The following is a 22,130-nucleotide window of genomic DNA, read 5'->3' on the forward strand; positions in this document are numbered from 1 at the left end:
TCATAGCGCAGGTTTCTTACACGCGGCGTCGACTTTAGACCCCAATCCGGTAAAAGATTCCGGGAATGGCGCCATAATCATCCCATAGCTCAGTATCGACGTCGCCGGCCGTGGTTGTCACTCCACTCTGACCCGCGGAGACAGTGCATTGAGCGTGGTAAACCCCGCCCGAATGCGGGCCACTGTGGTGATCCAGCACATCGCGGCAAAGATACCCGCGAGCCAGGGAAAGTAAGCGGGAAACAGGCAGAAGAGAATCAATGCCACGATGGTTTCAGTCCCCTCGGTCAGCCCGCCCATGTAGTACAGGGACTTCTGCGGGTAATCGGGGCTGTCCAGGTGATACTTGTTGGCCATGATGGCAAAGGCGAGGAAGGTGGTGCCGGTACCGACAAAAGAGAGCATGAGCAACGCCGCCCAGAACGCATTCTGCTCCGGGTTGGCGAGCAGAAAGCCGAAACCGACCGCGCTGTAGAAAATGAAATCGAGCACGATATCGAGAAAGCCGCCGGCATCGCTCAGCCCCTGAATGCGGGCCAGGGCCCCGTCCAGGCCGTCACTCAGGCGATTGAGAATAATGGCGAGCAGTGCCGCCGCGTACCATTCAAACGCAAGCAGCGGCACTGACAGCATGCCGATGGCAAAGCCCCCCAGGGTGGCCTGATCGGCGGTGATGCCGCGTCGATCCAGTTTCTGCGCCAACCAGTTCAGCGGTGGACGGGTCAGGGGGATGAGTCGGGCATCGAGCATCAGGCGACTCCATTATCGGTTGAGGGGTTGTTGTTCAAAGCCGGGCGTCGGCGCCAGATGATCAGGGCAGCCAGTAGCAGCAGGGCCAGTGGCAAGAGCATCTGCCAGAGCGCATAAAACCCCAACAGGCGGCGATCACCCCCGCTGCCGATGTTGACCGCCTCGGTAGTAATGGTCACCACGCGGCCGGCACCGACCAGTTGCGTGGGCAGATACTGGGCGACGCTGACCGAGAAGGCAATGACCCAGGCATAGATCACCGGCTGCTTGAGTATCGGCAGTAGCAGTCGGAACCAGCACACCAGGGACGAATACCCCAGGCTCTGCCCCACCAGCAACCATCGGCGGTTGAACCGGCGGTAATCACCGGAGAGCATCAGATAAGCATAGGGAAAAGTGAACACGCAGTGCGCCCAGAGCACCCAGCCCCAGTGGGGGTCGAGGCGAAACGCACTGAGACCGAACTGCCACCCCATCACCAATGGCAGCTGCGGCACGAACAGCCCCAGCAGCAGGATCCATTGGGGCCAGTAGCGATCCCGCCGGGCCTGCCACTCCAGGCACACCAGGGCCGCGACCAGTCCGACACTGGCGCTGATCAAGGCCAGCCGGAGGGTCTGCCCCAGCAATGGCAGCAGGAAAGGCCATTCGCTCTGCCAGGTCGACAGACTGAAGGCACCGGGCCACAGGTCCGGATAGAACCAGCTCCCGGCGAAGGACCAGACCAGCAGCGCGGCCAGGACGCCCAGCGAGATCAGCGCCATCAGGGGCAGCCAGAGCCGCGCCACCGACTGCAGCGCAGAGCCCACCCGGCTCAACCACCGGGGCGTCATCAGGTCGGTTCGCCGGTGCCAGCGAAGCAGCCCGGTGTACACCCGCTCGTGTTGCCGATTCAGCCATAGCAGGGTCAGGGCGAGAGCCAACAACAGCAGACTCCCCACTACGGCGGAGTGCGCCGCTTGCGCCGAAAAGTCCTGCTGCCACTGAAACACCTGTTGCGCCCAGACGCCCGGCAGGTTGGGGCCGATCAACAGCGGCACATCCACCACCGAGAGGGTATAGATCACCACCGCCGCCATGGGCAGGCGCAGGCGGGTGAGCAGCTCCGGCACCACCAGCAGCCACCAACTCGCGCGGCGGGAGTGGCCCAGGGTCTGCCCGGCCTGCAGGTAGCGCTCGGCGGGGATCTGGGTCAGGGCGCTCTGTACCATCAGCAACAGAAACGGAATTTCTTTGAGCAGCAGGACCCAGAAGAGGGTAAACCAGGAGCGGTCCGCCAGCAGCGCGGAGGCCGGCGGCGATTCAAAGACGCCCAACAGACTGTGCAGCGCGCGCACCAACCAGCCGGTGGGGCTGAACAGGAACAGGACGCCCACCGCGAAGGCCAGATGGGGGATGGACAGAAACGGAGAAAGCCAGCCGAGCAACCGGCGCGGACGGTAATACCCGAAAGCCAGCGCCGTGTAGCAGGCCAGCAGCGGCGCCGTGAAAGCCAGAAGCAGAGAGTAAACCAGGGCGGTGACCAGCCCCGGCGAGTTCAGAAAACCGGTAATGGCCGGCGAGTTCAGATCCACAACCTGACCCAGATAGGGAAGCAGCGACGCCAGTACCGGGACGCCAACCAGCAGTGCCAGACACAACCCGGCCCCGGTCCGGAGACTCAGGGTCCGGTTTATTGGTAGCGCGCGAGCCAATGCTCCTCCAGCACGTCCTGCCAGCTCGCATGCAGCTCCTCCGCTGTGGGCAGCCGATGTGGCTCACTCTTGAGCCGGACTACCGCCGGATCGCCCCAGTGGTCGGTGTCCGCCTTGCGCTGCTGGGCGGGCCCGGAAATCAGGAAATTGATGGCGACTCTGGCCGCCGCCTTGTGGGTGGCATTGCGTGGCACCGCGAGATAGTGGCTGTTGGTGATGGCGCCATGAGCGAAGTGGTGCTGGCTGACATCCTCGGGCAGGCGCCCGGCCCTGATTTTCGCTTCCATTTCCTGGGGATTGAAGCTGAACGCGAGCGCCAGCTGCCCATCCGCCAGCCATTGCCACTGCTGCGCGGCGGACTGGGGAAAGGTCTCGCCCTCCTCCCAGAGCCGGGGGTGCAGCTGGTCAAGGTAATCCCACAGCGCCGGCAGAAGCGCGGCCACCGCCTCATCGTCCGCCGGCTGATACAGGCGCTCGTCATTGTCGGTGAGCGCCTGCAGCAGCGACTTCAGAAAGGTGGTGCCGATAAAATCCGGCGGTTTCGGGTAGCTCACTCGCCCGGGGTTGTCCCTGGCAAAATCCAGCAACGCCTCCGGCGTGATCGACGCGGATGAAAAGGCTCCCTCGCGGGCCACCAGATTGAACTGGCCCATGCCCCAGGGGACCTCGAGGCCATCCACCGGTACGCCAAAGTCACTCAATAGCGGCAGCTCGTCGAGCAGCAGATTTTCGCGATTGGGAATGGTCGTGAGTAGTTCCGGTTCCAGCAGATCATCCCGTTTCAGGGCATGGAAGTTCTCGCCATTGATCCACAGCAGATCCATCGCTCCGCCCTCGGCCCGACCCGCCGCCTGATCGTTGCGCAGCCGGTGCACCGCCTCGGCAATATCGCTGACCTTGACGTGGCGCAGACGGACACCGTACTGCCGGTTCAGCTCCCGATCGGCCCAACGTAAATACTGGTTGACCGAGTCCGAGCCGCCCCAGGCGTAAAAATAGACGGTGTCGCCGCGCGCCTCCTCCAGCACCGACGACCAGTCATCACCGGCGAAGGCACCGCCGCTCCAGAGCAGCAGAGCGGCGACAAGAGGTTTAAAAACGCTGGGTAAACTGAATCTGTACATGCCGTGGCAATTCCGGGAAAACCAGTGAGGAGCCAAAATACCCGCCTTCAAACACCGGTGTCCAGTTTTCCTCATCGGTCAGATTGAAGATGTCCAGACGGATCCGGCTCTGCCCCTGATTGAACTCATAGGCCATATTGGCGTTCAGGGTGAACTGCTCGGGAATGGTCACCGTCTGCCGATAATCCAGCGGGTAGTCGCTGGTGACCACCGCCGAACCACCCACCGACCAGCGCTCATTCAGCGAATAGCCACTGGCGGCCGACAGACTCCAGTCCGGCAGGCCCTGCAGCCGCTGGTTGGAGGGCGGGAAGGCGGCAAAGTTGGGGGCGCCGACGCCGGTCCCTTCGACAATGTCCGGGCGGGAATTGTCGAAGGCATCGGCGACCTGTTCGGCCGCCTGAAAGGCGGCGGAATTGTCAAAATGCGCATCCAGGACGTTCGCGCCGACGCTCGCCCAGGCGCGCTCGCCCCGATAGAACAGCTGGGCCTCAATGCCTTTGGTGGCCACACCGCTGTTGCTGCCATCGCGGTTGCGCAGGCTGCGGGTCTGGTCAAACAGCGCGACATCGGCGTACCAGGGCGAGCCGCTCGGGGCGTATTTCAGGCCCAGCTCGTACAGCGTATTTTCGGTGGCGAAGTTGAGCGGGTCGATCTCGTTGTTGGCACCGAGAACATTGCCACCCGCCATGCTGTTGCTGGTGGATTCGCTGTAACTGGCGGTGGCATACAGGCTGACATCCGCAGTGGCCGAGTAGTGCAGGCTGGCGTCACCGGCCTTGAGAAAGTCGCTGTGACTGTCTCTGGCCGCTTCCACTCCCTCGGGGGCGATGGGATCGCGCGCGGTGACATCGTACCAGTCGCCGCGAACTCCCAATGTCAGGCGCAGTTGATCGGTCAGCGCCTGGCGGTGCTGGGCAAACAGCCCGGCCTGGGTGCTGGTGGAGTCGGTGGTGTCCGACAGGTTGAAGTCGCCCGCGCCGTCACCGTCGATATCGTACTGCGCGCCGGGCGAGACAAACACACCCGGGCGCAGCTCCACCAGACGGGCTTTCTGGTCATCGGTCAGCGGTATTTCACGATTGCTGATCGGACCGGTCAGGTCGGTGGGCAGATCCGCCTCGGTGGTGAACTGACTGTAACCCAGCACTTTGTTGTAGCGGATGTTGGCCCCGAGCGTGGTGTTGTCGATGTGCAGCTCCAATCGGTTTTCCACGGTGTCCGCGCCGTCGACAATTTCCACAAAACTGTTCTGGGCAATTTCTTCACGCTCCAGATGTTCGTAGTAGCTGCGGTTGACCAGACTCACCGAATCGCTCAGCTGTAAATTGAACACCGAGTGCAGCAGCAGCGTCTGTGCGTTGTTGATGTCATCCGGATGGGTGTGCACCCGGTTGCGGGGTATCCTGGTTTCACCGGTGGGGCTGACCACGGCGAAGGCGCCGGGCACGGTAGAGCCGTTGGGCTGCACGCCCTGACCCTGCACATAGAGGCCTTCATCAATCAGCTTTTGCGTGGGCCGGTTGAAACCAGCGTTGTCGGTCCAGTCCACGTCGTAGTACTCCAGTGAGACGTTCCACTCGAGATTCTCCGTGGGCAGCAACCGGTAGGCGCCAAACAGGTTGGTACTTTCGTGACTGGAGAAGTCGTAAAAGCTGTCTTCGTCTTTGTGTTCCAGACTCAGACGAAGGCCCTGACGTTCCGGGTCCAGCACCCAGGAGTAATCCAGGACGGCCCCGTACTGATCCCATTCACCGCCAGTGAGACTCAGGCGACCACTGGGCTCGTCCAGGTCCGGACGCTTGGGCGTGATGTTCACAAAGCCGCCGGTGCGCTGGGTGGTGCCCAGAATCACCGAGGGGGTACCGCGCACAATATCGATCTGACCGATGGAGTTGAACGACAGGGGTATCCCCAGGCCATTGTTGCCCACCTGACGACGCATGCCGGAAGAAAACACTTCCCCCAGCTGGCCGCGCAATGTGGGCAGACTGGGCGCACCGAAGCCCTTGGCCTGAAAGGTATTGGGAGCCACGCGTTGCAGTTGCTGCAGGTTGTCGATGGCGGCTTCGTTGAGCAGATCTTCGGTGACCGGCGTGATTGAGCGGCCGATGTCGGCAATGGTCTGTCCCGGCCCGAAAGGGCCGTTGACCTGATCACTGCGGATATTGCCCATGCCGCTGAGGGCTTCACCGACGACCAGAACGTCTTCGATGGAGGAGGTATTCTGGGCTGTCGCCAACTCGGCCGACGCCAGGCAAACGCCCCCCAGGGCCAGAACCATCCGCTTCACTGCAAAAAACCGCTTTGTCATTCGTGCTTTTCTCCGTCATCAAAAGTCATTGTGTTCAGTTAATGGGTACAGTCCCGCCGGGCTGCAACAGCCCTCCAGAATCTTCTGTCGCGATAGCGGGCAATTTCTTACACATACTCACCCGAAGGAGACTCGCCGGCGGCATCCAGCTTGTCCCGGGTGCGCAATTCAAAGTCGCTGGCGTCGTGGCGTTCCGGTAGCTGTTCGGCCGGATCGCCCCACTGGCGGTTGACCATACGGCCACGCTGCACCGCCGGGCGCTCATCGATCTCCTGCGCCCAGCGCTGCAGGTGTTTGTAGGACTCTATCTGCAGAAACTCGCCGGCATCATACAGTCGACCCAGCGCCAGGACGCCATACCAGGGCCAGTTGGCGATATCGGCCAGGGAGTAGGCGTCCCCGGCCAGATAGCGGTTGTCCGCGAGCTGGCGGTCCAGCACATCGAGCTGGCGCTTGACCTCGGTCGTGAAACGGTCAATGGGGTATTTCATCGGCTCGGGGGCATAGGCATAGAAATGCCCGAAACCGCCTCCCAACAAGGGCGCGGCACCCATCTGCCAGAAAAGCCAGTTGAGGGTCTCCACCCGCGCGGGCCCCTCTTTGGGCAGGAAGGCCCCGAATTTTTCGGCCAGGTGGAGCAGGATCGAGCCCGACTCGAACACCCGGAAAGGTTGTTCCCCGCTATGGTCCATCAGCGCCGGAATCTTGGAGTTGGGGTTGACGGCAACGAAGCCGGTGGAGAACTGCTCGCCCTCCAGAATGTTGATGGGCCAGGCATCGTATTCGGCCCCCGAGTGGCCCAGAGCCAGCAGCTCTTCAAACATGACGGTGACCTTGACGCCATTGGGTGTGCCCAGCGAATACAGCTGAAACGGATGCTTGCCCACCGGCAGAGACTGTTCGTGCCGGGCGCCGGCTTCGGGACGATTGATGCCGGCAAAACGGCCTCCGTTGTCCTCGTCCGGCGTCCATACCTTCGGTGGGGTGTAACTCGTATTGTCACTCATAAATACTACTCCGCTTCGAGGTTAATAGATCGATACGGCGACAGGGACCGACGGTCAACCCGAGGTGGCGGGCTCGACCACCAGCTTGCCGTCATCGGTTTCGCCCACCACCACGATGGCGTCGCCGTGGTGCAGTGGCGTGCGGGTCTGGGCGGGCCAGCGCCGGTCTTCCACCAGCACGTATCCGTCCCGATCGAACGAGACCATGGCTTCGCCGGTTTTGCCCAGGGCGGGATTCTTCTTTTTCCGTCGGCCGGCGGCAAGTCCGCGACCGATCAGAAAGGTGGCGAGCAGAATGGCGGCGCTCACCCCCACGCTGACCGAGAGCACCGTGGAGCGATACTCCTCGGTGGGCGGCATATCAAACAGGTTGACGCTGCCGAGCACAAACGCAATGGCCCCGCCGATACCCAGCACTCCCAGCCCGGCCACAAACAGCTCGGCGAACATCAGCACCAGCCCCACAAACAGCAGCAAGAGGAAGCCAAGATTGACCGGCAGCGCCTGGACGCCCACCAGCCCCAGAATCACGGCGATGATCCCCATCACGCCGGGCAGGGCCAGACCGGGGCTGAGCAACTCGATGTAGATCCCCAGCATACCCAGAGAGATCAGGATGTGGGCGATCTGTGGGTGAGCGATCACTGTCAACAGACGGTCCACCAGCCGGGGCTCCACGGCAACCAGCTCGCGTCCGGACAGATCCAGCGTCAGGGCCTCGCCCTGAAACCGGGTTTCCACACCGGTCACCGCTTCCAGCAGCGCCGAAGCGTCCGGCACCACCCGGTCAATCACCCCGGCCTCCAGCGCCTCGGAGGCGGTGATGCTCTCCGCCTCGGAGACAAAGCGCTCCGCCACCTCGACATTGCGCCCGCGCCGCTCGGCAATGCCGCGCATCAGCGCCCGGGAATCGTTCATGACCTTCTTGGCCATGGTGCCCTCGATATCGCTGCCGTCGCCGGAAACCGGCGAGGAAGCGCCCACGGTGGTGCCCTCGTTCATGACCGCCACATGGGTGGAGAGTAGAATGAAGGCCCCGGCCGAGGTGGCGCCGGCCCCTGTAGGCCCGACATAGCCGATCACAGGCACCGGAGATTCGCCGATGGTCGTGACCATATCCCGGGTGCTGCTGAGCAGACCGCCCGGCGTATCGATCTGCAATATCAGCGCCTCGGCACCGTTGGCCTCCGCCATCTCGATGGCGTGCTCCAACAGACGTGCCGCGCCGGGGTTGATCACCCCCTCGATCCTGACCTGATAGACCGGAGCCCGGGTGGTGGCCTCCTGCCCCACGACGGCCGCAATTCCGCCCATAAGCAGGAGGGCGACGCACAGCGCCAGCCGGACACGGCGTCCGGCGGGCGCTCTACCCCGGGTCAGAGGTCGGTGCATCAGCTGGCCCTCGTGTCCTCGATACGCAGCTCCAGCGCTTCCAGAAGCTGGCTCATGTTGGTCAGATCCGCTGGCAGAATCACCGAGGTGTGGGCGTCCGCCAGGTGGGCAATGTTGTCGATGAACTTCTCCGACATATTGAGCTTGATTGCCTCCTCGCCCCCGGGCTGCACAATGGCGCTGCCGATCTGCTCCAGGGACTTGGCGGTGGCCATAGCGAGGGAGAGTATCTCCGAGGCCTGACCTTCCGCTTCGTTGACCAGCCGCTGGCGCTCACCCTCGGAGAGGTTGATCAGCTCGCGCATGGTGCCCTCGGAGGTATTGATCCGGCTCTGCTTGTCCCCCTCGGCCCGGGCGAGAATGGCCCGGCGCTCGCGCTCGGCGGTCACCTGCTTTTCCATGGCGTTCTGCACGCTGCTGGGCGGCTTGATGTTTTTGATTTCGTAGCGGTGCACGTGCACGCCCCAGGCCTCACCGGCTTCATTGAGGGTGTCCACCACCGCCTGGCTGATCATGTCCCGCTCTTCAAAGGTTTTGTCCAGCTCAAGGGTGCCGATCACCGAGCGGGTGGTGGTCATCGCCAGTTGCATGGCGGCGAAACGGTAGTCGGTCACGCCATAGGTCGCCTTGATGGGATCGGCCACTGACATGTAGATCACGCCGTCCACTTCCACCTGAACTTCGTCCCGGGAGAAGCACTCCTGGGGCGGCACATCGATGGTCTCTTCGCGCAGATCCTGCAGAGCAGTGACCCGGTCGATAAAGGGCATGAGCACATGAAAACCCGGGCCCAGCGTGGCCCGGTAGCGGCCCAGGCGCTCGACAATCAGGGTGGTGCGGGTGGAGACGATGCGGATGGAGCGGAACAGCTCCACCACGATGGTGAAGAAGATGATGCCCCAGACGGCAAAGTTGAACATTTCCAGCGGGCTCAGTTCGGGCATATTCATTGGCTTACTCCTTTAGTTGCGGCCGACGCGGCATTAGTAGCGGCAGACGCCCCAGCGCCTTGTCCCAGATTCTGATTCAGGGCGGTGAGGATGCCCTTGAGGTGGGCCAGATCCGTGGGCAGCACGGAGACATCCGCGTTTTTCATCACCTCCCCGGTGCGGCCGATGAAGTCTTCCACCAGACGCATTTTCACTGCGTAGTCGCCACCGGGCTGCTTGATGGCCCGGGCCACATGCTGCAGGCCCTCGGCCGAGGCCTCGGCGAGAATTTCGATTTCGCTGGCGCGGCCCTTGGCCTCGTTGATGCGCTTCTGCTTTTCGCCCTCGGAGATATTGATCGCCTCCTGACGATGGCCCTCGGAGATCAGAATCTTGGATTCCTTGCCGGCCGTAGCCAGGGTGATGTCGGCGCGCTTCTCCCGCTCGGCTTCCATCTGCTTCTCCAGGGTGTGCACCACCTGTGCCGAGGGCTCGATGTTCTTGATTTCGTAGCGCATCACCTTGATGCCCCAGGGATCGGAGGCCTTGTCAATTTCGCGCACAATGGACTCATTGAGTTTGTCCCGCTCGTAAAAGGTGTCCCCGAGCGTGAGCTTGCCGATTTCCGAACGCATGGTGGTCTGGGCCAGATTGACGCTCGCCATCTGGTAGTCGCCGATACCATAGCTGGCCCGCTTGGCGTCCATGACCTTCAGATATACCAGCCCGTCCACGGCCACCTGAATATTGTCCCGGGTAATACAGCTCTGGGCGGGAATATCAAACACCTGCTCGCGGATTTCATGGCGGTAGGCCACCTTGTCCAGAAAGGGCACGACCACATGAAAGCCCGGCTCCAGTACGCGGCGGAAGTTACCGAAGCGCTCCAGTACACAGGATTGACGCATGGGTACGACGATCATCAGGTTCCAGATGATGATGCCGGCAAAAATGACGAAAATGGTGAGTGCGGTGAACATGAAATGCTCCTTGGGTCCTTGATTGAATGTGCCCTTGGTCATCGGGCGTTGTTGTCGGGGTTGTTCGGGTTTGGCTCCCGACACTACTCCCTTGGGGCGTCACGCTCGGACGGATCAACCGCTTCTACCGTCCAGAGCAGATTATCGCGAAACACAATGCGTACCTCAGCACCCGCCTCCAGGTCCTGATCATTGTGGTAGTTGCGGGCGGCCCAGGTGCTGCCGCGAAAGGTAATGCGGCCTTCGCCGCCGGCGGGAATACGCTCGAACACGACCGCGTGCTGATCGTAGGCGTCCAGATCCTCATCGGTTTTGCCGCGCTCGATCTGGGCGGGAATCAGCTTCTGCACCACCCCGCGCAAGCCGAACAGCAGCAGTAACGAACCGATAAACCAGCTGGTGAAGGCCGCAATCCAGCCCTCGATCAGGCCGGTGTACAGAAGAAGGGAGACCAGAGTGGCGCCAAGGCCCAGAAAAAATACAATCCCGCCGGGCAGAATAAACTCCAGCAGCATCATCACGACGCCGCCGATCAGCCAGAGGGTGAAGAGTTCATAATCCTGCATTGTGTAGATCGTCCTGCATTGTGTTCCCACTATCCATGGTCGTCTTTATGGCAACAAGATAACGCCTTCGTGGGTCCGAAATCCAGTCATTTCCGGAACAGCCCGGCTCAGTGCTCGTTCAGACTCCAGTCGTAATCCAGGAACCGGTAGTCCATCTCACCGGATCTGAGGGTCTCTTGGGCGTCTTCGTCCAGATCCAGCTCCTCTGTGTAGCCGAGGAAAAAGTCATGGAGGCTGTCGATGCCCTGCCAGCCCCGCTCAAAGTCTTCCCGGTACCATTTGAACACCGAGGACACTTCGAGCTGCCCGTCGCGGTAGCGGTTGCGGGTTTCATCGCGCAGGAAGCGCTCGGTGCTGTCTTCGAGTTGTTGCTCGAGCCGCTCGGCGGTGAAAGGCTCGGTGCGCAGTGCGGGGCAGCCGATGGAGGCACAGTTGACGGCGAAGTGGATACGCGGTTCGTTGTAGGCGCCGGGCTCGCGGATGATGTCGTGTTCGACCTGGTCGAGGTGCATGTCTTCACCGAGCAGGGTGAAGAAGCGTTTTTTCCAGGGGTTCTGCCAGAAGGCGCCGATGTCTTTGATGGAATCGAGTGGGCAGTTGTCGATGATGAGTTTCAAGGTAAAGGCGTTGTAGGCGTTGATGAGGAATGCGAGTTGTTGGTCTTTGTTCCAGTTGTCGAAACTGGATTTTTCGACGCCGGAGAGTTGTTCCAGGTATTGGTTGAGGTTGTCCGGCCCGGCTTTGAGCGCCTGGTAATCCACGGTGGAGGCGGTACCGTCTTCACTCCATTCGACGTGGTTTTCAAGCACCTCCGCGTAGGTTTTGTGTTGGTGGTCGAAGTCGTCGGCCAGAGAGGCGTTGCCAAATACCAGAAGCGCCAAGCAGAGGATCTTTTTTATGACGGGAATCACCTTGGGTAACGGCGGATGCGCCTTAGGCTCCGAAGCGTCGGACCGATCCGCCCTACGGGTCGCTTTGTGCCATAGTCTTGCGTAGGGCGGATCGGTCCGACGCTTCGGAGCTGTAAGCGCATCCGCCGCAAATATACGTGACGCTATCATCTGTCACCTCCCCTTCTCCAGGTGTGGTATTTCTCCAACCATTTGAGGACCGCTTCGGGTTTGTGGGCTTTTTTCCACTCGCCGGCGGCGTATTTGTTGGCTTCGGCCAGCGTGGGATAAACGTGGATGGTGCCGAGGATTTTGTTCAGGCCCAGGCCGTGGCGCATGGCGAGGATGAATTCGGCCATGAGGTTGCTCGCTTCGGTGCCGACGATGACGACGCCGAGGATTTTGTCCTTGCCTTTGGGCGTCAGGACTTTGATGAAGCCGGTGGTGCTGCTGTCGGCGATGGCGCGGTCGAGTTCGGCCAGTTCGAAGCGGGTGACTTCGTAATCGATTTCCTGCTCTTTGGCGTCCGCTTCGCTGATGCCCACGCGGGCGATTTCCGGATCCACGAAGGTGGTCCAGGGAATGACGGAGTAGTCGACCTTGAAACGTTTGAATTGTCCGAACAGGGCATTCACGGCCGCGAACCAGGCCATGTGCGCGGCGGTGTGGGTGAACTGGTAGGGACCGGCCACGTCGCCGGCGGCGTAGATGTTGGGGTAGAGAGTCTCCAGGTATTCGTTGGTGACGACGGTGCGCTCGGTCTGGATGCCCAGATCTTCCAGTCCATAACCGGTCAGCCGGGCTTTACGACCGACCGAGACCACAAGTTGGTCGAACGGCAGGCGTTTTTCCTCGCCCTCGTGCTCCACCACCAGAACCTTCTGTTCGCCGTCCAGCTCGCAGCGCAGTGCTTTGTGTTCGGTCAGCACTTCGACACCGTCCTGCTCCAGCGACTGGCGAGCGAGAGCGGACACTTCCTCGTCCTCTTTGGCGAGGATACGGTCGCCCATTTCCACCTGACTGACATGAGAGCCAAGCCGGGCAAAGGCCTGGGACAGTTCCGAGCCAATGGGGCCTCCCCCCAGAAGAACCAGTCGCTCGGGTGGCGAGTCCAGTTCGGCAAAGGTTTCCCAGAGCGTGTCGCTGGTGACATAACCGGTTTCGTCCAGCCCGGGCAGGTCCGGCACCAGGGGCTCGGCCCCGGCGGCGATGACGATGCTGCGGGTGGTCAGGCGCTGGGTGCCGCCATCGTTCAGGGCAATATCGACAGTCCAGGGGTCCACAATGGTGGCGTAGCCGGCCACCACATCGACGCCCAGTTCGGTATAGCGCTCGGCGCTGTCGTGGGGTTCGACCTCCTTGATGACCTTGTGGATTCGCTCCATCACAGCGCGGAAGCTGAAGGTCGGCTGCTGTGCGTTCAGGCCATAGTGGTCGGCGTGGCGCATCTGGTGGGCGACCTTGGCGCTTTTGATCAGCGCCTTGCTGGGAACGCAGCCGTAGTTCAGGCAGTCGCCGCCCATTTTATGGGCTTCCACCAGAGTGACTTTGGCTTTGACCGTCGCGCCAATGTAGGCGGACACCAGACCGCCCGCACCGCCACCGATGACCACCAGGTTGCGATCAAACTGCTTTGGCTTGCTCCAGCCTTTGTAGGCACGGCCCCGCTGAACGATGCGCACAATACCTTTGGCAATCCAGGGGAAAATGCCCAGCAATACAAACGAAAGGATCAGCTCCGGCGAGAAGATGCCGCCCACGCTGTCGATATCCGCCAACTGGGTACCGGCATTCACATAGACGGCCGTGCCACCGAGCATACCCACCTGACTGACCCAGTAGAAGGTCCAGGTTTTCAGCCGGGTCACGCCCATCACCAGGTTGATGACAAAGAAGGGAAACAACGGCACCAGACGCAGGGTGAAAAGGTAAAAAGCACCGTCGCGCTCAATGCCCCGATTGATGGTCTTCAGCCGCTCGCCGAAACGTTTCTGTACCGACTCGCGCAAGACGAACCGCGCCACCAAGAAGGCCAGAGTGGCGCCGATGCTGGAGGCAAAGGACACCAGCACCAGGCCCTGCCACAACCCAAAGAAGGCGCCACCGGCCAGGGTCATGATGGCCGCCCCGGGCAGAGACAGCGCGGTGACGATCACGTAGAACACAAAGTAGACCGCAGGCACCAGCAGGGGGAAGTCGGCCAGCCATTGCTGAAATTGAGCCTGACTGTTTTTCAGTTGCTGCAGGGTCAGGTATTCGTCCAACCCGAACCCAAAGTAGGCGGCCACCAGGGCGGCAACTCCCACCAATAGCATCAAACGTTTCATAGGGCGTCCTTCACTGACGTCGGTTATCGTTGGCGGTCCGCCCGGACCGCAATGTCCTGTATTGTCGACAGGGCCCGGCGTTTCTTACAGAATGGAGCCAGTGGTTACGCCGGGAGTCGGGAAATCGACGATTGCATCCACGGTAACGCATCATAACAACTATTGATTCATTAAAAGCGCCCGGGGAGGGTGACGCTCATGAAGGTACTGCTGTTCGATGTGATTGAGACGCTGTTTTCCCTACAGCCACTTCGCGATCGGGTGAAGAGGGAAGGGCTGAGCGAGCAGTACGCGGATCTGTTTTTTGCCCAGCTGCTGCGTGATGCCTTTGCCCTGTCCGCCACCGGCGTGTTTCAGCCCTTTCCGGCCATCGCCGCCGGAACGCTCAGAGTGATATTGAGCAACGCCGGCGAGCCGGCGGACCCGCCGCAGATCAAGCGCCTGCTGTCGGCCTTTGCCGAGTTGCCGGCCCATTCCGATGTCACCGCCGCGCTGGAGCAGGCTCAAGCGGCGGGGGCAAAAGTCGTCCTGCTGACCAACGGTTCGGCCGACAATACCCGCCAGCTGGTGGCTCAGGCCCATCTGGACCCGCTGGTGGACGACATCGTTTCCATTGACGAGCACTCAATCTGGAAGCCCCAGCCCGCCCTCTATCAGGCGGTGTGCCAGCAGCTCCATACGCCGCCGGCGGACACCACCCTGATTGCCGCCCATGCCTGGGACGTGCACGGCGCCCGCCAGGCAGGCCTGAGGGCGGTATGGGTGGAGCGTCAGGATCACCACTTCCATGAGTTGATGCGTGCGCCACTGGGCGAGGCCCGGACGCTGCCCGAGGCTGTTTCGATGGCTTTGGGCGAATCAGACAGGCACTAAGCCCGATTCCCGCTACCAGTCGAAATCCGCATGGCGGGCGAGTTCCTCCGGCTCCAGAACCCCCTCGTACCGTTGGCCATCGATGATCCAGGTGGGGTAGTTGCTGATTTCTTCACGCACGCAGACGCGGGCCCTGGGTCCGTCGCGACCGAGGGGACTGCACTCCACGTAAGGCAACTGGTCCGACACCTGGTGAAACAGGCGTTTTTGCTGCTGACACGCCGAGCACCAGGAGGCGCCGTAAAAAACGGCCCCGCGCTCCTCCAGGTGCTCGGCCAGAGCTTCGAGTTTCTCGGATGGCGGCGGCTGCAAAAGGTCACTGTAATAATAAATATGAAGGGAACCGACCACCACCAGCGCCAGGGCCGCTGAATTCAGCGGCCAGTACCACCAGACCGGCGGTTTGGTCGCCGCCGGGCGCTGCCAGGCCAGCAGCGCGACGATACCGGCCACCGTTACCAGCGATGCCAGGCACCAGAGGCACACCGTCTGCAGTTCAACCAGACCCACCATCGTCAGGTAGAGGCTGATCGCCAGTCCTGCCACGGCCAGGCGCCACACTCGCTGCCAACGCTTGGTGCGCGCCCGCGTGCTCAGGACCACCACCAGCATCAGGGTATAGAGCGCAAAGCCCCAGAGCGCCAGGGGCAACCCCAAAACCCGGGACCAGCGGCTGTTCTGGACCAGGTCGCAGCCCGAACCTTCACCACACAGCGCCGGCCCCGAGTCCAGAAAGGCAACGCCGGTCAGATAGGCGGTGATCGCCATCCCCAGCCCCAGCAATGCCAGCAGCGGCCAGTTGGGCGGCGCTTCCGCCCGGGGGTGTCTGGTTTTGGTGTTCGGTTTTCGCGCGTGTTTTTTTGCCATGCGGATCGACTCGTTGATGGGTTTTGTTTATTAGGGACCTGGGTCATTACGACGCCGGCTTTACCGGATCTTACCATCTGGGGTGAGATGCACAACGTGCCGGCAATCAGACAGACCGAATCTATTCGCCTGTGCGCTGACTCCGTAGCCAACTATGCTAGCAGTCTCATCTCGACGAACAATGCAAAGATAAAACAGCTGTCCTGCTGTGCGGGTTGAGCGATAGGCATCTGTGCGGGTTGAGCGATAGGGATCAATAAAGCCGTCGTAAAAAGTAGCGGGCCGGGACCTCAGCGCGCCAGCTTCTCTACTAAGCTGAACAGGGTACCCATTAATTTATTTATAAGGAGCTGAAAAGATGGATAGGGATAAGAGAAGGGTGGAAATCGCCATTATCGGCGCCGGCACAGCGGGGCTCACCGCCTATAGAGCCGCGCGCAAGCACACTGAGAACCTGGTACTGATCGAAGGCGGCACTTATGGGACCACCTGCGCCCGGGTCGGCTGTATGCCCAGCAAGCTGCTGATCGCAGCGGCAGAGAGTGCCCACGATGCGGCACAGACCGGGCTGTTCGGTATTCAGGTGGGAGATATCGTGGTCAATGGCGAGCAGGTACTGGAGCGTGTGCGCCGGGAAAGGGACCGATTTGTCGGGTCAGTCCTCGACTCAGTAGACGCGATTCCCGCGGCCCACAAGCTGACCGGTTGCGCCCGCTTCCTCGCGCCGGGCAGGTTGGCGGTCGGGGACGGAATGGAAATCGAGGCGGATCGTATCGTTATCGCCACCGGCTCGAGCCCCAGTATTCCCGATATGTTTCAGGGCCTGGGAGACCGGCTGTTGGTCAGTGACAGCCTGTTCGAATTACCCCCCCTTCCGTCCTCCATCGCGGTATTCGGCTGCGGCGTAGTGGGGCTGGAGCTGGGACAGGCGTTGAGCCGTCTGGGTGTGCGCGTGTCCATGTTCGGCCGAAGTGGGGCCCTCGGCGGTATCGCCGACAACAACATCCGCACCTATGCCGAAGAGTATTTCAATGAAGAGTTTTATCTGGATACCCGTGCCGAGGTGACCGAGCTAATCCGGACTGAGAGCGGTGTCTCCATCCACTTTGTCCATCGTGACAAAGGCGCGGTCACCGAGCGGTTTGACTATGTCCTTGTGGCAACCGGTCGCTCGCCCAACCTGGAGGGTTTGAACCTTGAAGCCAGCGACCTGGCTCTGGATGAAAAGGGCGTTCCGTTGACGGAGCCATCGACGCTCCAATGCGGCGACAACCCGGTTTTCCTGGTGGGTGACGCCAATCAACAGGCGCCCTTTCTCCACGAGGCGGCCAATGAAGGCCGGATCGCCGGGGACAATGCGGGCCGCTACCCGAAAGTGTTCTCCGCCGAACGGCAGTCGCCCTTTTCCGTGGTGTTCTGCAGCCCACAGGTGACCAACGTGGGCCGCCCCGTTGGACGTATGTCGACCGACGAGCGCAAAGACTATGTGATGGGCGAAAGCTCCTTTGAAGATCAGGGGCGCAGCAAAGTGATCGGCAAAAACCGTGGCCTGTTGCAAGTCTATGCCGAGCGCAGCAACGGCGTGTTTGTGGGGGCCGAGATGTTTGGCCCCGCCGCCGAGCATATCGGCCACCTACTGGCCTGGGCCGCGCAGCAGCGCATGACGGTCTCAGCGATGTTGACGATGCCGTTTTATCATCCGGTCATTGAGGAGGGTGTGCGCACCGCCCTCAGGGACCTGCACGACAATCTGAAAGAGGCCACCACCAAAACCGATCCCTGCCTGGAGTGCGGGCCGGGTGGTTAGTGGGCCGTCACTGGCCATCGCGCCTTAGTGCGTTATCGAACCGACATACCCATTCCCCAGGAGTACTTTGGGGTTTCATGCTGAGTGCCAGGTCTTGTGGTGATTCAGTCTCTCCCCCGGGCAATAGCACCCAGGAAGAAAACTTTGATGAGGCGCTTGAAAAGGACATTCTGTCCGGCCAGGAATCAGATTCGAAGGAGATTTGTATGAACAAGCTACATTCATTGGCTTTTTACGCATTGGTTGCTCCAGTCATAACGTTTAGTTCGGTTGCCGTTCTTGCCCAACAATCCGCCGGCCCGGATGTTGATCGTGAACAAGAAAGGCCTCACAGTGATCAAGGCCACACTCGACCCATTCCCGGAAGCACATACAGTAATACCGCAGGCGAGGCTGGCTCGCATGTAGCGGCCGATCAAAACACCAGGCGTGATCAGTCTCACACGCAGCGCCGGGGCTATCTAGGCTCTGTTCCAACCAATGGCATGCAGGCAAGCCATCTGATCGGTGCTGAGATCAATGCCACTGGTGATGATGCTGTGGGCTCGGTGACTGAATTGATTATTGACCAGGACGGCCAGGTCGTGGCAGTTGTAGTCGGCGTCGGTGGTTTCCTGGGCATGGGTAAGAAAAACGTCGCCATCGGCTGGGATGATGTGAAAAGGTCAGGTGGTGATGAGTATCCGAAACTTCAGGTTGATCTGACCCGTGAAGATCTGCGCTCTGCACCCGAGTTTGAAAAGCAGGAGTGAAACCATGTCAATCCAGGCTAAAATCGACAAATCATTTCCCACCATTTCGTTACAGACACTCAGCGGTAAGTCTCTGGCTCTCGGAGAGCCACGCCAGGGACAGTGGCGACTGCTGGTCGTGTACCGGGGCCTGCATTGCCCCATCTGCAAAAAATATCTGGGTCGGATCAACGATATGAAAGCGGACTTTGACAAATTGAATGTGCAAATCGTCGCAGTCTCCACCGACCCAGAGGAAAAGGCCACGAAGCTCGCCTCTGAATTGGATCTGGACTTTGAGGTCGCTTATGGTCTTGGCATTGATCAGGCGCGGGATCTGGGGATGTATATTTCCAATCCTATGGATAGTACAGAGACCGACCGGCCTTTTGCCGAACCGGGATTGTTTTTCATTCGCCCGGATGGCAGATTACACTTTTGCGAAATCTCTAGCGTCCCGTTCTGTCGCCCCGACCTGGAGATGATCAAGATGGGGGTAAGTACTATCCAGGAAAAAGACTACCCACCTCGCGGTATGGGCTGATTAGCACCAGACCGGATTGCGCCTCATCGTGTACTTCGTCATTTGCCACGGCATGACCGCCATATTTCCATGGTTTGCCAGGGCAGTTGGCTGGATCATGTAGGAATGGAAATGGACAGCAATGCAAAGATCATCTTTTATTCGGCAACCATAGTTACCGGCACTTTTTTCCTGGCCTGGGGGCTGGTCGAGGCGAAGGGCGTCTTGGCGCCGCTGACAACTGCGACCGTTCTGGCCCTGGTGATTCTTCCCGTGGCGAAATGGATAGAGAAAAAACTGCCACGGGGAATAGCATCTCTGATCAGCACACTGGCGCTCATGATCATTTCATTGGTATTTATCGTCGCACTTTCGTATCAGACCAAGGTCTTTGTCGACAGCTGGCCCGAAGTCAAACAAACGATGCAGCCCAAGATAGAAACGTGGAAGACGCTTGTGACTGAGAATACATTCCTGGCGGAAGACGACCTCCCGACAGGCGATAGTCTCTCGCTCGAAAAAGAAGGGACTGGAGAGGGAGCGCCGATCGTCAGCATGTTCGGGCGTGGCGCCGGGTATATTGGGACCTATCTTTTGACCTTCATTTACGTATTCTTCATTCTCAACTATCGGCGTCGATTCCGAACGTTTCTGTTGCGATTATTTCCAAATAACGAGGGTGAGGAGGTCAACAAGATCGTTCAGGAGTCGGCGAATGTCGTGCAACAGTACCTCATGGGGAAATTGATACTGATCGCGTTGCTGGCGGTAATCTATTCGATCGGCCTGGGTATTACAGGCGTCAGCAATTTCATTCTCGTGAGCATCATGGCCGCGATTTTGACGCTTATTCCCTACCTGGGCAATATTATAGGATTCGTTTTCGCCATGGTGTTCGGCTACCTGACATCGGGCGACGTCGGAGTGCTTATCGGAATTGTAGCAACCTTTGGGGTTGCCCAGTTCTTCGAGAGTTACGTTCTCCAGCCATATGTGGTGGGACAGAAAGTCGATGTGCATCCCTTCATCGTGATTCTGGCGGTGATCGCGGGCAACGCGCTATGGGGCATCATCGGCATGACGCTGGCCATTCCGGTGATGGGCATCATCACAATCGTGTTTCTGCACGTTCCGGGCCTGCAACCCTTCGGCTATCTGTTCAGTGACAAAAAAGACGACAGCTGACCGATCAACGCATCTCCAGCGTTGGCCTGCATGGTGGTTCTGCTATTACGGGCAGTGTAGCGGCCCGACGCCGGGAACTTATGCAATATCCGGGTTACGGGGGATTGATCGACCGGAAAACTGCCTGAAGCGCGCTGTAAGCGGAAAAGGCCAGCAACCCGAGGCCCATTGCGCCCAGCAGGATCCGACCGTGGGTGTGCGCAAGCAACCAGTCCAGCGCGCCCTCGAGTCCTTGCGTCTCGTCCGGGTTCACGCTCCAGGCGCTCAGAATCAGAAGATAGCCGATGATGAGGAAAACGATGCCGCGAGCGTAGAGGCCCGTGCGACAAACCGGATCGGTCCAGTGCTGTTTGTCAGCTGGAATTTTCAGAAACCGGTCGTACATCTTCCGATAGCCCTTGACAAGGTGCATCACACCCGCACCCAGCACTGTGATGCCAACGAGCACTACCGCCCCGCGGCCCGCCGGTTGTGCCATCAGCCGGGCGACCCAGGTTCGAGAACCGCTGTCGCCACCGTCGTCGCCGATGAAGGCGCCCAGCGTGAAGACGATGTCGAACATGACCAACGCCAGAAAAAGGTGCAGGGCGCAGCTGACCAGAAGCCCCGCGCGCACGACGAGCCCCTTGAGCGATCGGCCGTGCCCATCGGTGTCGAATACCGCCTCGGCAAAGCGCCACATTGAATAGCACAATAGTCCGACGAGGATCACCACCAGCAGAGTCGAACCGCCCGGGTGACCCAGAAGCTCACTGAGTGCGCCGCGAGTACTCTTCGGTGTCATCATCAGCGCAAACACAGCCACCAGCACGTAAACGGCCGCGCGCGCGCCATAACCTACCCGTGCCAGCAACGTGAAAATCCGCTCGTAGGTCTCGACCAAACGACTGCCGCGTGCCCGTGTCGATGTCATGAGTCCTGCCTCGTTCCGGGGCTCTGAATCCGTGACCCGCAACCGTCCTGATGGCCTTGCGCGCTGCGCCTGGAGCGGCTCAGCTCGGCGATGGCAAACCCGACCAGCAACCAGAACCCGCCCACCAGGAATCCGGCGAGCACGTCGCTGGTGTAATGCAGGCTCAGCAGCATGCGACTGAAGCCGATGAGCACGACCAGTACCGCCGACCAGAATACGATTTCGAAGCGCCGCCGGACCGTGACCGCCTCGCGCGAGAGAACGTAGGCGATGAAGCCGTAGACGGCGATCGCGGCGGTGGCGTGGCCGCTGGGAAACGAAGGGGTGGCGGCCATGATGTCGGTCACCACTTCCGGGCGCTCGCGGCCAAAACCGTATTTACCGGCGTAGGTCGTGATATGCGAGCCAAGCACGACCACCCACAGCGGCATCACGAGATGGCGGTGGCGAAGCGCCATGAGCAGGCCGGTGGTGACGCCTGCCACGGCCACAACGGCCGACGTATTGGCCCATTCGGTGATAAAGGCAAAGACATGCACGAGTTCGTCCGTGCGGAATGCGCCCAGGGCATCGTTGATACGATTGTCCATTTCGACCAGTCCCTCGGACTCGCGCAGCTGATCGATCAGTCCACCGAGCAAGGCGGCGATGTAGACGGCGGCCAGCACCATCAACGTAAGCGCCAGCCCGGTAAACTTTCGTGGCGTCAGGCGTGCCTCGACAAGTGCCATGGTGCGTGGAAACTTCCCTCCCACGTGGGCGCGTGCCGAACGGAAGAGTTTACCCGGCCGCCCCGTGTTGGTCATTGTGCTGGCCCTGGTAATCAGATGATGGGTGCTCTTGAGCAACAGCCAGGACAGCCAACGGACCAGGACCAGGACGACAAACAACGTTGCCAGAAAGATCAGGTTTGTTTCCACATCGCGCTCCGGTGATGATGAATCTCCTTGCAGGGTGTACCCGAACCCGGGCCCCTCGTCGGGCATACTGACGAACAGCAGCACGATGCCAGAGGACGCCGTGTACATGATGGCGCCTTGCCCATGGCGTTTGTGCGACGGCTGAGTGTCACCGAACTTTCCGCGTATACCACCAGTGTACTGGTCTGATATCATCAATTAATATCAAAGTACCAGAATGTACACCAGATAGCCACGAGGGCTCGCCTTCGGATACGTTCGGAGTCCCGCCTGTGTTATCCACCGAACATATTCGGCGTATGCTTTCACCTATGATAAAAGCCTCGCATAAAAAAAGA

At 60.4% G+C, this 22,130-nt stretch carries 18 protein-coding genes and 2 pseudogenes; 6 read left to right on the forward strand and 14 right to left on the reverse strand.

Annotated features, from left to right (window positions below; genetic code table 11):
* Positions 1 to 117 precede the first annotated feature (117 nt).
* The 3 genes from AAE484_RS05765 to AAE484_RS05775 are packed head-to-tail and all read right to left on the reverse strand — an operon-like array spanning position 118 to position 3,568.
* Complete coding sequence (locus tag AAE484_RS05765) at positions 118 to 750, reverse strand: CDP-alcohol phosphatidyltransferase family protein (protein WP_341937395.1); 633 nt, start codon at positions 748 to 750, stop codon at positions 118 to 120.
* Positions 750 to 2,444: an ABC transporter permease gene (locus tag AAE484_RS05770; protein WP_341937396.1), complete on the reverse strand. Its 1,695-nt coding sequence runs from the start codon at positions 2,442 to 2,444 to the stop codon at positions 750 to 752. The genes AAE484_RS05765 and AAE484_RS05770 overlap by 1 nt, the downstream gene beginning before the upstream one ends.
* Positions 2,423 to 3,568 carry an ABC transporter substrate-binding protein gene (locus tag AAE484_RS05775; RefSeq protein WP_341937397.1) on the reverse strand — a complete coding sequence of 382 codons (1,146 nt, stop codon included), beginning with the start codon at positions 3,566 to 3,568 and terminating at the stop codon, positions 2,423 to 2,425. The genes AAE484_RS05770 and AAE484_RS05775 overlap by 22 nt, the downstream gene beginning before the upstream one ends.
* Before the next feature lie 83 nt (positions 3,569 to 3,651).
* On the opposite strand from AAE484_RS05775, the pseudogene AAE484_RS17455 reads away from it, so the two are divergent.
* Positions 3,652 to 3,687 (forward strand): annotated as a pseudogene (locus tag AAE484_RS17455) (hypothetical protein).
* Between the two features lie 20 nt (positions 3,688 to 3,707).
* On the opposite strand, the pseudogene AAE484_RS05780 reads toward AAE484_RS17455, so the two are convergent.
* From AAE484_RS05780 to AAE484_RS05815, 8 genes and pseudogenes are all read right to left on the reverse strand, one after another.
* Positions 3,708 to 5,882, reverse strand: a pseudogene (locus AAE484_RS05780) (TonB-dependent receptor); the annotation flags it as partial.
* Positions 5,883 to 5,989: 107 nt separating this feature from the next.
* A complete protein-coding gene (yghU, locus tag AAE484_RS05785; protein WP_341937399.1) occupies positions 5,990 to 6,889 on the reverse strand; it encodes a glutathione-dependent disulfide-bond oxidoreductase in 900 nt (299 codons plus the stop codon).
* Between the two features lie 54 nt (positions 6,890 to 6,943).
* Positions 6,944 to 8,281 (reverse strand): NfeD family protein, encoded by a 1,338-nt coding sequence (locus AAE484_RS05790; protein ID WP_341937400.1) that lies wholly within the window; start codon positions 8,279 to 8,281, stop codon positions 6,944 to 6,946.
* On the reverse strand, positions 8,281 to 9,231 hold the full coding sequence (locus AAE484_RS05795) for an SPFH domain-containing protein (RefSeq protein WP_341937401.1): 951 nt from the start codon (positions 9,229 to 9,231) through the stop codon (positions 8,281 to 8,283). Before AAE484_RS05795 ends, AAE484_RS05790 begins: the two co-directional genes overlap by 1 nt.
* Entirely contained in the window at positions 9,228 to 10,190 is a 963-nt protein-coding gene (locus tag AAE484_RS05800; RefSeq protein WP_341937402.1) for an SPFH domain-containing protein, read from the reverse strand. The genes AAE484_RS05795 and AAE484_RS05800 overlap by 4 nt, the downstream gene beginning before the upstream one ends.
* A gap of 83 nt (positions 10,191 to 10,273) precedes the next feature.
* Positions 10,274 to 10,756: an NfeD family protein gene (locus AAE484_RS05805; protein ID WP_341937404.1), complete on the reverse strand. Its 483-nt coding sequence runs from the start codon at positions 10,754 to 10,756 to the stop codon at positions 10,274 to 10,276.
* A gap of 107 nt (positions 10,757 to 10,863) precedes the next feature.
* The gene (locus tag AAE484_RS05810; protein WP_341937405.1) at positions 10,864 to 11,637 is read right to left on the reverse strand and encodes a DUF547 domain-containing protein; all 774 of its coding nucleotides are present in this window, start codon (positions 11,635 to 11,637) and stop codon (positions 10,864 to 10,866) included.
* Positions 11,638 to 11,813: 176 nt separating this feature from the next.
* Positions 11,814 to 13,973: an FAD-dependent oxidoreductase gene (locus tag AAE484_RS05815; protein ID WP_341937406.1), complete on the reverse strand. Its 2,160-nt coding sequence runs from the start codon at positions 13,971 to 13,973 to the stop codon at positions 11,814 to 11,816.
* Between the two features lie 198 nt (positions 13,974 to 14,171).
* Between AAE484_RS05815 and AAE484_RS05820 the strand changes: the two genes are divergently transcribed.
* Complete coding sequence (locus AAE484_RS05820) at positions 14,172 to 14,846, forward strand: haloacid dehalogenase type II (RefSeq protein ID WP_341937407.1); 675 nt, start codon at positions 14,172 to 14,174, stop codon at positions 14,844 to 14,846.
* Positions 14,847 to 14,858: 12 nt separating this feature from the next.
* On the opposite strand, the gene AAE484_RS05825 is transcribed toward AAE484_RS05820, so the two are convergent.
* Positions 14,859 to 15,713, reverse strand: a complete 855-nt coding sequence (locus AAE484_RS05825; RefSeq protein ID WP_341937408.1) for a vitamin K epoxide reductase family protein — start codon at positions 15,711 to 15,713, stop codon at positions 14,859 to 14,861.
* Positions 15,714 to 16,071: 358 nt separating this feature from the next.
* Between AAE484_RS05825 and AAE484_RS05830 the strand changes: the two genes are divergently transcribed.
* The 4 genes from AAE484_RS05830 to AAE484_RS05845 all read left to right on the forward strand — a co-directional run bounded on the left by AAE484_RS05830 (position 16,072) and on the right by AAE484_RS05845 (position 19,959).
* Positions 16,072 to 17,520, forward strand: a complete 1,449-nt coding sequence (locus AAE484_RS05830) for a dihydrolipoyl dehydrogenase (RefSeq protein WP_341937409.1) — start codon at positions 16,072 to 16,074, stop codon at positions 17,518 to 17,520.
* Between the two features lie 206 nt (positions 17,521 to 17,726).
* The gene (locus AAE484_RS05835) at positions 17,727 to 18,272 is read left to right on the forward strand and encodes a PRC-barrel domain-containing protein (protein ID WP_341937410.1); all 546 of its coding nucleotides are present in this window, start codon (positions 17,727 to 17,729) and stop codon (positions 18,270 to 18,272) included.
* A 4-nt stretch (positions 18,273 to 18,276) separates the two neighbouring features.
* Complete coding sequence (locus AAE484_RS05840) at positions 18,277 to 18,795, forward strand: peroxiredoxin-like family protein (protein WP_341937411.1); 519 nt, start codon at positions 18,277 to 18,279, stop codon at positions 18,793 to 18,795.
* Between the two features lie 111 nt (positions 18,796 to 18,906).
* A complete protein-coding gene (locus tag AAE484_RS05845) occupies positions 18,907 to 19,959 on the forward strand; it encodes an AI-2E family transporter (protein ID WP_341937412.1) in 1,053 nt (350 codons plus the stop codon).
* Between the two features lie 94 nt (positions 19,960 to 20,053).
* Here the strand turns inward: AAE484_RS05845 and AAE484_RS05850 are convergent, their stop codons facing one another.
* Entirely contained in the window at positions 20,054 to 20,872 is an 819-nt protein-coding gene (locus AAE484_RS05850) for a DUF1206 domain-containing protein (protein ID WP_341937413.1), read from the reverse strand.
* Entirely contained in the window at positions 20,869 to 21,900 is a 1,032-nt protein-coding gene (locus AAE484_RS05855; RefSeq protein ID WP_341937414.1) for a phosphatase PAP2 family protein, read from the reverse strand. Before AAE484_RS05855 ends, AAE484_RS05850 begins: the two co-directional genes overlap by 4 nt.
* Positions 21,901 to 22,130 lie beyond the last annotated feature (230 nt).

Source organism: Marinimicrobium sp. C2-29 (assembly GCF_038419845.1).
Classification (GTDB): domain Bacteria; phylum Pseudomonadota; class Gammaproteobacteria; order Pseudomonadales; family Cellvibrionaceae; genus Marinimicrobium.